The organism is Anaerosporobacter faecicola (genome assembly GCF_012070565.1).
Lineage (GTDB): Bacteria > Bacillota > Clostridia > Lachnospirales > Lachnospiraceae > Anaerosporobacter > Anaerosporobacter faecicola.
Genome location: NZ_JAAQRO010000049.1, coordinates 1 through 15,062, shown reverse-complemented (window position 1 = coordinate 15,062; position 15,062 = coordinate 1). Strand labels below are relative to the sequence as shown.

The following is a 15,062-nucleotide window of genomic DNA, read 5'->3' as shown; positions in this document are numbered from 1 at the left end:
GATTACTACGTTTACCTATAGAGAGGTTGTTTTATATATAATAGTTTTTGGCTAACAAGAAAATTACGTACGAATTACTATTTCCAAGACTTGCAGTAATCTTTTACACCTAAACGGTTTGCTTAAACTGGCTATTGTACAGCTGTGCATAGAAACCATTTTTTTGCAACAATTCTTCATGATTTCCTTGTTCAATGATATGTCCACGATCCATTACAAGGATGCGATCGGCATCTTTGATGGTAGATAACCGATGGGCAATGATAAAGCTTGTTCTTCCTTCCATCAACTTCTTGAATGCCTTCTGAATTCGAATCTCTGTACGGGTATCGATATTACTTGTTGCTTCATCAAGAATTAGCATTGGCGGTTTCGTTAACATAATTCTTGCAATACATAGAAGTTGTTTCTGTCCTTGGGAGATATTATCTCCTTCTTCAGAGATGACCGTATCGTATCCATTGGGTAAACGCTTGATAAAGCTATGGGCATGCGCACCTTTTGCTGCTGCAATGATTTCCTCCATGGTTGCATCTTCTTTTCCATATGCGATGTTCTCACGTACGGTTCCATGGAATAACCAAGTTTCCTGCAATACCATACCATATTTGCTTCGTAATTCTTTTCTGCTCATATCTTTAATATTACGACCATCTACCTGAATGCTTCCTCCATCTACATCGTAGAAACGCATCAAGAGATTAATGATCGTCGTTTTTCCACACCCTGTAGGTCCAACGATTGCAATCCGTTGTCCTGGTTCCACTGCCAGATTCCATTCATCAATCAATGGAACTTCTTTGTTATAACGGAAGGATACATCTTGAAGATTGATCTTTCCAAGTGTTGCTTTTGCTGTTACTTCCTCTTCTATATCTTCTTCTATTTCTTGATCCAATAAGGCGAATACTCTTCTTGCAGATGCAAATGCGGATTGTAATTCTGCAATAACACCAGAGATTTCGTTAAATGGTTTCGTATACTGGTTTGCATAGGACAAAAAGCAAGTCAACTGTCCTACTGAAAATGCTCCTCCAATAACGGAAACTGCTCCACTGATGGTCACTACCGCGTAGACAAGTCCATTAACGAATCTTGTACATGGATTGGTTAGAGAAGAGTAAAACTGTGCCATAACACCACAATCGTATAACCGTTTATTAATTTCTTCAAAATGCTCTTGGGCACGATCTTCATAATGAAAAGCAGAGACTACTTTTTGGTTTCCAATTACTTCTTCAATATAACCACCGATTTCTCCACGAATAGCCGACTGTTCTTTAAATTTGTTATACGTACGTTTTGAGATAAAGGAAGCCACTACCATGGACAATGGTGTCATGATGATTACAATCAAGCCAATCTTAACATTAACCACTAGCATAATCACTAAGGTTCCAACAATCGTCAGTACACCAGTGAATAATTGGGCAAATCCTTGCAATAGCCCATCGGATATCTGATCAATATCATTAATCATCGTATTCATGATATTCCCATGCGAATTCTGATCAATAAACCGCAAAGGAACCTGCGTTAGTTTATTAAAAGTTGCCATACGAAGATCTCGTACAGAAAAGAATGTAATCTTGTTGGTACAATACGTCATGATCCATTGGAAGATTGCACTGATTCCAATGGTAAAAATCATGACAAGCAGAATCTGTTTCATTCCGTTAAAATCAACATTTCCTTTTCCAATAATCTTATCAATAGCACGACCAATCAATACAGGAACAAGTAGACTTACAACCACACTTATAAATGCACTAACAAATGCTAAGATGAGGTAACCACGATATGGTTTTGCATATTGCAAGATTCGCTTTAAAACAGCCATCTGGTCATCTTGTTTTTCCTGATTCTTTCCCATTGTTTTTGCCATTATCGTTGCACCTCCTCTTCACTTAACTGTGATAAGCAGATTTCTCTATAAACTTCACAGCTTTCAAACAATTCTTTATGTGTGCCGATTCCTTCCACAACTCCATCATCTAACACGATAATCTGGTCTGCATACTTAATGGCATTGGCTCTTTGAGATACGATAAATACGGTCATACCTTTACAATTCTCATGAATGGCCGTACGAAGTTTTGCGTCCGTAGCAAAATCCAGCGCACTTGCACTATCATCTAAGATCAGAACTTCCGGATTTCCTACCAGTGCTCTCGCAATGGTCAATCTCTGTTTCTGTCCTCCTGACAGGTTCTTTCCACCCTGTGCTACTACCGTATCAAAGCCCTCCTGCTTACTTTGAATGAACTCCTCTGCTTGGGCAATTCTAACTGCCTTTTGAATTTCGTCCATTGTAGCATCTTCTTTTGCAAAACGTAAATTCTCAAGGATTGTTCCACTAAACAGCGCTGCTTTTTGAGGTACAATACCAAACTGTTTTCTCAAAGCTTCAAAAGAGTATTCTCGCACATCTACTCCGTCAACCAAAATCGTCCCTTGCGTGGCTTCATAAAAACGAGGCATAAGATTAACCAATGTCGTTTTCCCTGAACCCGTACCACCTATAATACCGATGGTTTGACCTCGCTCAATTGTTGCGTTTAGATGCTCTAACGAATATTCTTCATTTCCAAGATAAGAAAAGGAAACATCACGAAATTCAATCTTCGGTGTTTGCGCTTTCTGCTGCTCTTTTGGTAATTTATCTTTTGTTCCTTCCATGATGGACGTCTTTGTCTGAAAGATTTCATTGATTCTTGCTGCACTTGCACTACCTTTTGTAAATATTACAACCAAGTTAGCAACTACAACTAATGCAAGAGAAATCTGCGTCATATAATTAACAAATGCTATGATTTCCCCTTGTGTTAAGATTCCATGGTCTACACGAATTCCACCAAACCAAATGATGATGATGATGGCTACATTTAAGATTGTAAAGGTTGCTGGATTAAGGATTGCTGATAATTTACCAACACGTACTGCCACATCCGCTACCTCATCATTGGCTTCATCGAAACGTTTCTGTTCCTGTTCTTTTTTAGAGAATGCACGAATGACTCTCGCACCTGATAAGTTCTCACGTGTAATTAAGGAAACGCGGTCAAGCTTTGACTGTCTTACCTTATAAAATGGAACGGAACGGCTCATAATCCAGTATAGAACTCCTGCTACCAATGGAGCTACTACTAAGAAAATCAAGCCAAGCTTTAAATCAATAAACAATGCCATGACAGCAGATCCAATAATCAAGAATGGTGCACGAATAACTAAACGAATCAACATTGCAACAACTACCTGCATTTGATTTACGTCATTGGTTATCCTCGTAATCAGCGAATTGGTACCTAATTCATCAATCTCTTTATAGGATAGGTGATTAATATGGGAAAATAGGTCATTTCTTAATTTGGTACCAACGCCCTGCGAGGCCCGTGCTGCACTATATTGACAGATCAGGGCGAAACACAAACCCAGAACACCAAGTAAGATCATCACACCTCCCATCTTTAGAACATATGCTTTATCCCCATTGGCGACACCATGATCAATGATATCTGCTATTACTAGTGGGATGATCAATTCAAAAATTGCTTCCAGTAACTTAAAGAATGGTCCAATGATCAGTTGTTTCTTAAAATCCTTTAAGTAACGTACCAGCTTTTTCATACTTCCTTGTACTCCTTCCTCGTTCAATGTATAATGATGCAAGAATATTGACGCATAAAATGCGATACGATCCATAGGCATCATATGGTCAAGACATTGTTTGACCACAATTCATATGTATTTGACTTTTTACTCACACCTTACTATAATAACATACAAAAAACTATATGAAAAATATCTATTTAGTATGTAATTCATATCAAAAGGATATGTCTTAGAAAGTAGGTAACGTCTCATGAACATCAAACAATTACAGTATTTTCTTATGGTTGCAGAAGCAGGTAGCATAACTGCTGCAGCCAAACGATTACATATCTCCCAACCCCCTCTTAGTAACCAGATGCACCTATTGGAAGAGGAGCTTGGAACGCAACTCTTTGAGCGTGGTTCAAGAAAAATCACCTTAACCTATGCCGGTGAAATTCTGTATAATCGTGCACAGACCATTGTTGATCTATCCAGTGCGGCTATAAGAGAAATCACCGATCTAGGTTCTGGCTTACAAGGGACCATTCATCTTGGTACCATCTCTTCTTGTGGTGTTGTTCTATTAGACCAGTATCTCAAACAGTTTCATGATCAATATCCAGGCGTTAGTTTTGAACTTTACGAAGGAAATACCTTTCAACTTCTGGAAAAACTAAAATCCGGTTCCATCGAAATTGCCATTGTACGAACTCCATTTCATGAAGAAGGTTTCTCTTGTATCTACTTAGAAGAAGAACCTATGGTGGCAGTAGGTTCAACAGAATATCTAGGTCATCTTCTAACCGATACCATTACCTTAGAGCAGTTAACCGACGTCCCTTTGATCTATTATCGTCGTTTTGAAAATTTACTGATGAACTCTTTTAAAACAATCGGAAAAGTACCCAAAGTTTATTGTAAAAATGATGATGCCAGAACCTCCTTAATGTGGGCACAAGCTGGTCTAGGCGTTGCAATTACCCCTCGATCCATAACACCTGCAATTCCTGGTAATCATCTCATCTACAAAATCATTGATGTCCCTGCCCTATACACAAAAATCGCCGCCATCTATCGAAAAGACCTCTATCTCTCCAATATTGGGCAGCGATTCATTAAAATGTTCGATACAAACACAGATTATTAATTAACAATCCATAGATTGAGTCGATCCTCACTATATGCAATCGAATAACCATTGCTCTGAAAATATTGTTCCAATTCCTGATACATCTCCTCATATCTGCCTTCGCAGGCACAGTTACCTAATGGTTCGATCCACATGGACTGCCTGCCACAGGCATCTCGGAGATGAATCTTAAAATGTAAACCTTTCTCATCCAGTAGACGATTCAGTTCCATGATTTCCTGAAATCCGATAATCTTCACTTGAACTCCTCCCTTCTGTAGGTGAATGACTTCAAAAATCCAATCTTACATACTACTCGATTTAAGATAACAGCTTTTCATATTCTTGTTTAGTCAACTCCCGATACGTTCCTGGTTTCAGTGTTTCATCTAAGACAAGCGTTCCAATCTGAACTCGTTTCAAATAGATCACATAACACCCCATCTCTTTAAGCATTCTCTTTACTTGATGCCTTCGTCCTTCGGTTATGCTTATATAACCTGCTGTTACAAGCTGTGTTTCTCGTTTCGTTCCAAGTTTTGAAAAATCATACGTTCCTACCGGAATCTGATTCTTCCATTCCTCATATGTTCCTGCATGAAGGATTTCAATCTGTGCAGGGCTAGTCATTGGTTGACCATTAAGCGAGACTCCTTCTTGTAATTTGACAATCTGCGCTTCTCCTAATGTTCCCAACACCCAGAAGAAATATTTCTTAGAGACATGATGATCTGGATGCATCAGTTGTTGATTGAATTCTCCATCATTGGTAAACAGCAACAACCCTTCTGTGTCTTTGTCCAATCTGCCAATTGGGAACAACCCTTTTGCTTCCTCTTCGGGAAAATAAGCAAAAACCGTTTTATGCATTTCGTCTGTCTTGGCAGTAATGCACCCTGAAGGTTTATGAAACATAAGATATCTTCTTCCCTCATGCTTCACGATTCTTCCATCATACGTAATGGTCTCTTCTTGCTCAATAACCTCCCTAGCTGGATCCTGCACAAGGATTCCATTTACCTTGATTTTTCCTTCCTGTACATACTGACGTACCTGTTTACGTGTTCCTAGATTGGACTCTGCTAAATATCGATCTAATCGCATATCTCTTCCTTCTTATTATAGTAACTCTACTTATAGTAACTCTACATGATCGTAACTCTACATGCTTTAGGGGCCAAAAATCTTGTTTGATTTTTGACCCGAAAATGTATAGCTATCTTAATCATATCAGATTATAACCGAAAAAACCAGTTATGCTTTTCCTCTTTTACCAACCTCTTTCCTTTAGGAAGCGGTAGACTTCTTTCTCTCTTTCTTCTTTTTGATTTTCTTCATAATCCTCCAGTCGAAGATCTCCATCAACTCGTCCATCCTTAAGATAAATGATGCGGTTTCCACGGAGTGCTGCCTTCAAATCATGCGTAACCATAACAATGCTTTGCCCTGCCTCATGAATGGAAGTGAAGGTATCCAATACATTTTTTCCTTGTGCAGAATTTAGTGCCCCTGTTGGCTCATCGGCAAACAAGATTTCTGGATCATTCACCAATGCTCGGCAGATTGCTACTCTTTGCTTTTGTCCACCTGATAATTGATTTGGATATTTCTTTTCATGCTGGGTTAATTCCATTGTTTCCAAAAGCTTTGTAATCTTATTTGCATTTTCACTTCGAGATTTTCCATTCTTATATGTAGGACTAGCAACATTCTCGTAGATATTCAAATCTGGTACCAGATTGATTGCCTGGAACACAAATCCCATCTTCTCTTTACGTATGTCTGCTAATTGTTTTTCCTTTAATCCTGTAAGGTTTTTTCCTTCTAACTCCACCTTACCACTTGTTACTTCATCCATTCCACTTAACAGATAGAGTAACGTTGATTTTCCTGAACCTGAGCTCCCCATGATTACGGTAAAGTCACCCTTTTTGATATCCAATGTCATATTCTTAATTACATTGTTGACTTCTCCATCACTTACAAAACTCTTGCATAATAACTCCGTATGTATCATTGTATTCTTCATAAATCTCCCTCTCATTTCTATGTGATATTTCCAATATGGATTGCACCAACTGCTATACAATTTGCCTGATTACTCTTGTGCTAGTTCTTTCAATTGACTTCCTCGAAGAGATTTTGATGTCAATAAGGCACTGATTAAGAACAGAACCATTAAGGCTAGGTTCCCAAAAAACATAATCCCTGGTTGGAAAAATACAGGGTATTTTGCAAATCCAAACATACTCATGGATAAGGTCATGATCTTTGGATAAGCAAAGACAAAAATTGGTACCGCAACGATTACGGAGGCTACTGCGATTATCCCCACATACCAGATATTCATTCGAATTAGGTGGGAAACCGAATACCCAATACTCTTGTAGATTGCATATTTTCTTCTATTCGTTATATTCTGTAAGTAGATGATACAGATGATATTCAAACAACCAATCACCAAAACAATGGCTATAAAAGGTCCAATCGCTGCCAACTGTGGGTCGCAGATTTCGTCCAGCATTTCATCATACTTATCGGTTCTCTTTTGTATCTTAATACTATCTTTATAATCTGCTTCATATGCATCAACAAATTCTTGTGGTGTACACGAATCCTTTAGATAGACAGAAGCATCGGTATAATGGAAGTCAACTCCTGCTCCTAGTATGGTATCCCCCAGTAGGCGAACACATCTCCCCATATTCATAAAACTTTGGAAGGTACCGACGATTAACAAGCTTACTTTTTTATCCGTACCAAAGTATAGATCAATATAATCTCCAATCTGTTTGTGAAGTTCCTTCGCTAAAAGATTCCCAACTACGATTTCGTTCTCAGCTTTGGGGTTTCTTCCTTCTACCATTGGCATTGTAATTCCTTCATAAGTATCATAGACCATACATTCAATATTAGGATTTGCCATCCCTTTCTGCCATTTCATTGAAGCATGGAAATCAAATTTATTCAAAACCAATCGATCCACTTCTGGTAATTGGGCAATTGTTTCACAATTCTCTTGAAATTTTGCATGATTCATCGTAATTAGAGATACATCATGCTCGTCAAATCCTAACCAATAATAATTATTCTCTGGCATGCTGCTTACATTGGTATATGCAACAATTGCGAAATTCACCATATAGATGGATAAGAAACAGGTAATAATTACATAGATGGTACTTTTTTTATTTCTCTGGATTAAACGGCGTGCCATATGCATTGGAGAAAAATCCATACTGCCTTTCCATTTGGGATTTTTCACTTTCTTAACGCCCAACGTACTTTCTCGATCATTGAGTACGATGACTGGTTTTACCTTTTTCCATTTGTGAACACCAAGTAATACTTGTATGGCAATTAGTATTAGAACTCCTATCATAACAATAAGTCTTGGCCACCAACTGATGGACGTCTTTTCTAATCCAATGTTTCGAAAAGCTGGCTTAATAAAACTAGATGACAAGATTGGGGATGCTACCGCTCCCACGAATGTACCTACCAATGCGATGCTCATATAGAATTTCATATACATATGAAGGATATCCCGTTGTTGGTATCCGATTGTTTTATATACTGCAATTGTTTTCCGATCATGATATAGTGCATTTTTTATTAAGAACCGAATCATGACCACACAGACAAGAAATGCAATCACGCTTAACGCTAGCAAAATACCTCCAAGGATTTTCTCATTTAATGTAATGTTGCTGACCACATCTTCAATGGTATCGAATCGGCCATCCATTATCCCATTATTGGCTGCCACATAAGCATCTACAATATCCTGACCACTATAGGAATCTTTCCCATAGATAGAATAACTAACTGTCTGTGTTACCCCCTCTGGTAAACTGGCCACAAGGATCTCGGATTGATAGAGAATATTGCAGGAATATGGTGCAGTATAGAATCCACATATGGTATATTGCTTCCTTGTTTCCCCTACTTGTATGAAAAGCTGCTCCCCAACTTTCATCCCCAAGGAATTGGCTAATGCATATGGCATCAGACATTCCTCCTCATTCGGTCTAGTGTTCTCCCCCTGAATCATTCGGATATTCGCAAAGGCTTCTTCCTGGTATTCTACCAAAGCGATCGTCTCATTAACCGTCTTCTCCTGATAGGTTACTTTTTCCTCCACCATATATCGTTTCAACGGAATTACACGCGCAACTTCCTCTAAGCGAGTAAACATTTCTACGTTCTCCTCCTGCCCTTCTTCATATAAGAATGCACGAACAGAAGGTGCATCGGTCTCCTCAACAAACTCTTCATAAGGCTTTATCAACGAAGTAAATATCCCCAACGATCCTGCCATGAGCAAAGTTGATGTTAACAGCATCAAGAAGATTACACATACCTGTCCTTTTCTTTTTCTTAATTTATGTAACCACATACTCTTCCCTCCTAGTATTTTGTATCTTACTTACAAATACTATTTTAGCAAGGAATTCTGAAATAAAAATAGGGAATTTATGAACAATTATGAACAAAACCTTTCCTTTTGCTTGCTTATTTACGAAATCATTTATCGAATCTTATCCATACAAAAGAAAGAGTGTTCATGAAATCCTATGCTCGATTTCATCACACTCTTTCTTTTTCCATATCTTACTTATCAAATTTCTCACGTAATTTCCTCAATGCCTTTTTTTCAATCCTGCTCACATAACTTCTTGAAATACCCAGTCTGACAGCAATTTCTCGTTGGGTTACTTCTTCTCTGCCTCCCAGTCCATATCGTAGTATTATTATCTCTTTCTCACGATCGGTTAGTAACTTATGCACAAATTGTTTTAATTTTACGATATTCTCACGGGTATCCATCGTATCAACGATATCCTCGTCTACTGACTCAATGATATCCAGGAGATTAATTTCGTTTCCTTCCTTATCGGCACCAATTGGCTCATACAGATAAACTTCCTTCGACTGTTTTTTCCCGCTCCGAAGCATCATAAGAAGCTCATTATCTATGCAACGAGAAGCATAGGTAGCCAGACGAATTCCTTTATCTGCATCAAACGTATCGATAGCTTTGATTAATCCAATGGTACCAATCGAAATTAAATCGTCCACTTCCTTGTCTGGGGCACTATATTTCTTAACAATGTGAGCAACTAAACGTAAATTACGTTCAATCAGGATACTTCTAGCCTCCTGACTTCCGTTCTTGTATTGCATGAGATAAGACTTTTCCTCGGTGGTGCTTAATGGCTTCGGAAATGATTTCACTGTATAAGCACCTCAAAACGAATAGTTTATTATTATTGTATGCCTGATATTCTCTTATTGTGCTTTTCCTACTCATTTCTTCTAATTTTGATACTCGTCTACATTATTGTCCCAAAATTTCTTTTCCAACTAAGCTTGCCACCATAAAATTGTTAGAGCTCGGGAATCTAACAAACCAGTCTTACGTAGTGTATTGGAACGAATTCCTTCGTAATCATCTACTCACAGGCATCATAAAATTCTTCCATCTCACCTAAAATCTTCTCTGTATACTCTGGTTGATAATACATGGAATAGGAATCTAGAAATCCATGATGTGCCTTCCACTTTTCGCATTGCACGTTTGGAATTCCCTGTAATCTCTCCATCACCAGATCAACAGGAAAAGAATCCTGCTCTGCGAAAATCAATTTCACCTTACATGCTGGCTTCACATTCATATAGTCACGAATCCGTGAACCATAACAGGCTATAATTCCATCACATTCTGGATTTTCAGAACATCTCCATGCAATCGTTGCTCCTACGCTAAATCCTAATACATAGACGTTCTCATGGTTTTTCTTAAGTTCATGGATCTGCTCATTGACTTGTATATAGGCATCAAATCCAACCTGGTTGATGAAATAGGAATACGCCTCCTCTGCTTTCTCATAGGGAAAGGAGTCTCGTTGCAATAGATCAAGACCCACAACATCATAACCAAAGTCTTTCCACTTAGAAACCATATCTTGAATGAACGGATTCATACCATATATCTCATGTAATATAATCATTGCGCTTTTCTTACGTTTTTCTTTCATCTACATCTTCCAATCCATCTCTATATCATTCTTTCTTACGGATAAAGGATCAAATACCTTATTATTCCTTCATAACTCGTTTATACATAGGGTGTCCCTCTTTGAATTGCACCAGATCCCATAAGTTTCCATATAAATCTTTGAATACTGCAACGATTCCGTAATCTGTTTCTTTTGGTTCTCTTACGAATTCAATCTGCTTTTCCTTCATCTCGTCAAAATCTCTCCAGAAGTCATCCGTTCCAAGGAACAAGAACACTCTGCCTCCTGCTTGATCTCCAATGAATGGTTCTTGAACCGGTTTCGATGCACGCGCCAATAGAATCGTTGTTCCATTGGTTCCTGGTGGGGATACGACGACCCAACGCTTGTCTTGTTCTGGTTGGTATGTATCTTCTACTAAAGTAAAATGTAGCTTCTCCGTATAAAATTGGATTGCTTCATCATAATCTCTTACGACTAATGCGATATGTACAATTGCTTGTTTCATTCTCTCTCTCCTTCCTAACGGCTCAATAATAATAAAGTATAGCACACTGCAGACCGTTTGGTAAGGGTGTCAAATCACGAAGTGCAACCCCACTACAGTAACTTACTGATGCAAGCAACACTTTGATCCAATGCTTCTCTTGTCATCTGCCAAGAACACACACTAAAGCGAATTACTTTTCTACCTTGATGTATGGCTCCACCACACCAGATTTCACAGGAATCCTGAATTGCTTTCAGTAACTGTTGCGTTTCTTCCTCTGTCTCTCTTCTTACAATTACCTGATTATATACAACTTCATTTTCCACCAATAAGCCCATTGCTTTCAATCGATTAGCAAGATAACTGGCTTGTTCACATAAGGTATCAATAAGTTTCGCAACACCATCTCTTCCCAAGTATTTTAGTGCTGCCCACAATTCAATTCCTCTTGCTCTTCTCGACATCTCAACCCCATAGAGCATTCCATCTCTATGTTCGCTAAATTGTATGTAAGAACCAGATGCTTGCATCGTTCGTACTAGACTTTCACGATTTCTGCAAAATGCAATTCCACTGTCGTATGGAATATTCAATGTCTTATGGGCATCCACTGTCCACGAGTCGGCTTTCTCAATTCCTTTCGTCAAATTCTTCCGCGTCTTTGATGTCGCTGCCCATAATCCAAATGCACCATCGATATGAATCCATGCACCTGCTTTTCTTGCTTTATCACATAATTCATCAAATGGATCAAAGGCTCCCGTGTTAACATGCCCAGCTTGAAGGATCAATACCGTATTCTCATCCAATTCCGGCACTTGGTCTGCCCGCATTCTCCCTTGGTCATCCACTGGTACAAACTCCATACTCTCCTTCCCAAAACCAGCCAACACCAATGCTTTTATAATAGACGAATGTGCCTCTTCCCCTAAAACTACTCGAATTGGTTTCGTATGATATAACCCTTGTTGTACCACGTCATATCCTTGGCGTCTTAGTACTTCATTTCGAGCAGTTAATAAAGCATAAAAGTTTGCCATACTAGAACCACTTACAAAGGAAGCTGCTGTATGTTCTGGTAGCCCCAGTAGAGAAACCAGCCATCTTTCACAAACTTCCTCCAGTTTACCAGCAATAGGAGAGGATAGATATAAGCCTGCATTCTGATCCCATATATCAGCCAATACTCTAGCATACTGGCTTACGGGAAGATTCCCTCCCATTACGAAACCAAAATATTTTCCCCCTCCATGGTTAACCGTAGCATCTTTCCCGTAATTCTGTAACATCTCTAAAACCGTTTGTGCTTTCGTTCCTTCTGCTTGCAGTTCCTCATCAAATACTTCTAATTGATTAAGCGATTTTTCATCTGGATACACCTGCAATTTTTCTAATTCTTTTAAATAGTCTTTCGCATAAGATACCACCTGATCTAATAATTCTCCATCCCTTTGTTCTAGTTTCATTTGTTCTATTCTCATCAAATACTCCTCCTCTACTTCTTTGATTACCTGGATTATAGAACGAACCGATCGCACCGTCAATGAAGCATTGTAGGTAAGACAATGTATCTTCATTTTATGATTGATTTCACAATATACAAATGGTACGATTTAATAAATCGGAATGATATACAGAATACATAACAGGAGGTGCAACATGTGGAATTTAAAAGAAATCAATACAGATATGGCATTATACCTTGCCATTGCAGATGCGATTGAACGTGATATTCACAATGGCGTTCTAAAACCAGGAGACCGATTACCAACACAACGTGAACTGGCGCATATTGTTGGTGTTAACGTCACCACTGTAACCCGTGCTTACAAAGAAGCAACCAAACGCGGTTTACTTGCTGCATCCGTTGGTAATGGTACCTATATCGCAGGTGATGTAGGTACACAAGCTGCCCTTCTTGATGCAAGCACCGCTCATTCTCTAACTACATATTACCAAAATATCGACCTTGGATTAGTAAAACCACTAGAGCAACTAGATCCAGATCTCACGCCACTTCTATCCCAATTAACGAAACAGAAGGATTTTATGCATCTTCTAGGCTATACTGCTCCACAAGGTCTCCTTTCTCATAGAGAAGTTGGTGCTGTTTGGATCAGTCGTTTCCATATTCATACCGACTCTTCCCGTATCTTGATCACCAGTGGAATCAATCACGCTCTTACCTGTATTCTTTCTGCTTTATTTCAACCAGGAGATAAGTTAGCTGTGGACTGTTATACGTATCCAGGAATCAAAACAATTGCCAAGCGACTGGGCATCCAGCTAGAAGCCGTAGAGATGGATGACGAAGGAATGACACCAGACAGTCTTCGTCAAATCTGTCATCGGACAACGATAAAAGGTGTCTACACAATGCCTTCTATCCAAAATCCCACAGGTGCCCTTCGAAGTGAAAAACGGACACAGCAACTTCTAACCGTTATTCGAGAATATGATCTCATCTCCATTGAAGATGATATGTATGGTTATCTACTAGAACATACACAAGTTCCAATTGCTGCTTATTACCCAGAAAAAAGCATTTATCTTGCGGGTATGTCAAAGGTTTGCTATCCTGGACTTCGTACTGCGTTCCTTGTTGCAGACGCTTCTTTTGGACACCTCATCTGTCAAGCAATTATTGATACCGTATCCATGGCTTCTGCGTTGAATGTTGCCTTATTATGTAATTGTATTACCAGCAATCTTGTGGATTCCATTATAGAAAAAAAGAGGGCAGAACTTGCGCTCCGCTCCTCTCTACTAAATCAATATCTAGATTCCTCTTCTTTGACCTACTGTCAGGGAAATATGTTCGCCTGGTACAAACTACCGGACAAATGGACACCAAAAGCATTTACCAAGGCTTGTAGCAAACGAGGCATCACTGTAATGCCTGCTTACAAATTCGTTGTAGGCAGCAAAGCAAAGCTAACCCATATACGAATTTCCCTATCTGCTGCTGAGACAATGGAAGACTTACAGAAAGGTCTCCAGATTATTGCTGAACTCTTATCAAATTAAAATTGGGAATTATTCTTTTACTTTATGATACTTAATGAATGATTCTTAATCTATATGATTTTGGGTTTCGTCTTTTATTCCTTTATGTTGTAATTTTTGGTTCAAAATCAACTTTACGGAATAGGTATTTCGCATATAAGATGATGATAAAGTTACTGATCACCATCGCATACCAAATCCCACTTCTTCCAAAGTTCGTAAAATTACGCATAAACAAAATCAAAGGCAGACGCACTACCCATAACCTAGCTGTAGCAATATAGAAGGAATATCGGGTATTCCCTGACCCATTAAATACACCAATATAATTTTGAAATAAAGACATGAGTGGTTGCGTCAACAGCACCCAAAACAAATACTCCATTGCTATGGAAAGTGTCTTTCCATCATTTGTAAGTAATCCTAGTAAGGTCTCTCTGAATGGATATATGATTACCCCACCGATACAAGCAATTCCAACTGCAACATTTCGACTTACTTTGTATGCTTGTTTTGCTCTTTCTTTGTTTCTTGCCCCAACATTCTGTCCAACAAATGCTGCCAAAACGGATCCTAAAGCTGACACTGGTATTAATAATAAATTAGAAATCTTGTTGCCAAGACTAAATGCTGCAGATACCCGCTCCCCATACGCAAGAATGATTGCTTGTAGGATTAAAAAGCCAAGAGAGCTAAACTGATATGATTCCCCTTAAGTAGACAAGGTAAATAACCAAATCTACTTAGGGGGAAATTTTTATGTCCAAATATACGACAGAAATAAGGCTAGCAGCATGCAAAGAATATTTTGATGGAAAGT

The 15,062-nt window shown here is 38.7% G+C and carries 12 protein-coding genes and 1 pseudogene; 2 read left to right on the top strand and 11 right to left on the bottom strand.

Going from position 1 to position 15,062, the window contains the following annotated elements; genetic code table 11:
* Positions 1-109 precede the first annotated feature (109 nt).
* Together HBB17_RS18620 and HBB17_RS18615 are read right to left on the bottom strand one after the other, a co-directional pair.
* Positions 110-1,885: an ABC transporter ATP-binding protein gene (locus HBB17_RS18620; protein ID WP_167958998.1), complete on the bottom strand. Its 1,776-nt coding sequence runs from the start codon at positions 1,883-1,885 to the stop codon at positions 110-112.
* On the bottom strand, positions 1,885-3,627 hold the full coding sequence (locus tag HBB17_RS18615; RefSeq protein WP_167959042.1) for an ABC transporter ATP-binding protein: 1,743 nt from the start codon (positions 3,625-3,627) through the stop codon (positions 1,885-1,887). The genes HBB17_RS18620 and HBB17_RS18615 overlap by 1 nt, the downstream gene beginning before the upstream one ends.
* 235 nt (positions 3,628-3,862) lie before the next feature.
* Here HBB17_RS18615 and HBB17_RS18610 point away from each other — a divergent pair, with 235 nt between their 5' ends.
* The gene (locus tag HBB17_RS18610; RefSeq protein WP_167958997.1) at positions 3,863-4,741 is read left to right on the top strand and encodes a LysR family transcriptional regulator; all 879 of its coding nucleotides are present in this window, start codon (positions 3,863-3,865) and stop codon (positions 4,739-4,741) included.
* Here the strand turns inward: HBB17_RS18610 and HBB17_RS18605 are convergent.
* The 8 genes from HBB17_RS18605 to HBB17_RS18570 form a co-directional block, all read right to left on the bottom strand.
* The gene (locus HBB17_RS18605; RefSeq protein ID WP_238483805.1) at positions 4,738-4,983 is read right to left on the bottom strand and encodes an RDAC family protein; all 246 of its coding nucleotides are present in this window, start codon (positions 4,981-4,983) and stop codon (positions 4,738-4,740) included. The genes HBB17_RS18610 and HBB17_RS18605 overlap by 4 nt on opposite strands.
* 61 nt (positions 4,984-5,044) lie before the next feature.
* Complete coding sequence (locus tag HBB17_RS18600) at positions 5,045-5,827, bottom strand: pseudouridine synthase (RefSeq protein ID WP_167958996.1); 783 nt, start codon at positions 5,825-5,827, stop codon at positions 5,045-5,047.
* A 166-nt stretch (positions 5,828-5,993) separates the two neighbouring features.
* The gene (locus tag HBB17_RS18595; RefSeq protein ID WP_167958995.1) at positions 5,994-6,752 is read right to left on the bottom strand and encodes an ABC transporter ATP-binding protein; all 759 of its coding nucleotides are present in this window, start codon (positions 6,750-6,752) and stop codon (positions 5,994-5,996) included.
* Positions 6,753-6,821: 69 nt separating this feature from the next.
* A complete protein-coding gene (locus tag HBB17_RS18590) occupies positions 6,822-9,122 on the bottom strand; it encodes an ABC transporter permease (RefSeq protein WP_167958994.1) in 2,301 nt (766 codons plus the stop codon).
* Between the two features lie 215 nt (positions 9,123-9,337).
* Positions 9,338-9,961 carry an RNA polymerase sporulation sigma factor SigK gene (sigK, locus tag HBB17_RS18585; protein WP_167958993.1) on the bottom strand — a complete coding sequence of 208 codons (624 nt, stop codon included), beginning with the start codon at positions 9,959-9,961 and terminating at the stop codon, positions 9,338-9,340.
* Positions 9,962-10,179: 218 nt separating this feature from the next.
* Positions 10,180-10,764, bottom strand: coding sequence for a dienelactone hydrolase family protein (locus HBB17_RS18580; protein ID WP_167958992.1), 585 nt, complete (start codon positions 10,762-10,764; stop codon positions 10,180-10,182).
* A 61-nt stretch (positions 10,765-10,825) separates the two neighbouring features.
* Entirely contained in the window at positions 10,826-11,254 is a 429-nt protein-coding gene (locus tag HBB17_RS18575; RefSeq protein ID WP_167958991.1) for a VOC family protein, read from the bottom strand.
* Between the two features lie 92 nt (positions 11,255-11,346).
* On the bottom strand, positions 11,347-12,717 hold the full coding sequence (locus HBB17_RS18570; protein ID WP_207717378.1) for a pyridoxal phosphate-dependent decarboxylase family protein: 1,371 nt from the start codon (positions 12,715-12,717) through the stop codon (positions 11,347-11,349).
* A 178-nt stretch (positions 12,718-12,895) separates the two neighbouring features.
* Between HBB17_RS18570 and HBB17_RS18565 the strand changes: the two genes are divergently transcribed.
* On the top strand, positions 12,896-14,263 hold the full coding sequence (locus HBB17_RS18565; RefSeq protein WP_167958990.1) for an aminotransferase-like domain-containing protein: 1,368 nt from the start codon (positions 12,896-12,898) through the stop codon (positions 14,261-14,263).
* A gap of 82 nt (positions 14,264-14,345) precedes the next feature.
* Here HBB17_RS18565 and HBB17_RS18560 read toward each other — a convergent pair.
* Positions 14,346-14,924, bottom strand: a pseudogene (locus HBB17_RS18560) (MATE family efflux transporter); the annotation flags it as partial.
* Positions 14,925-15,062: the final 138 nt, after the last annotated feature.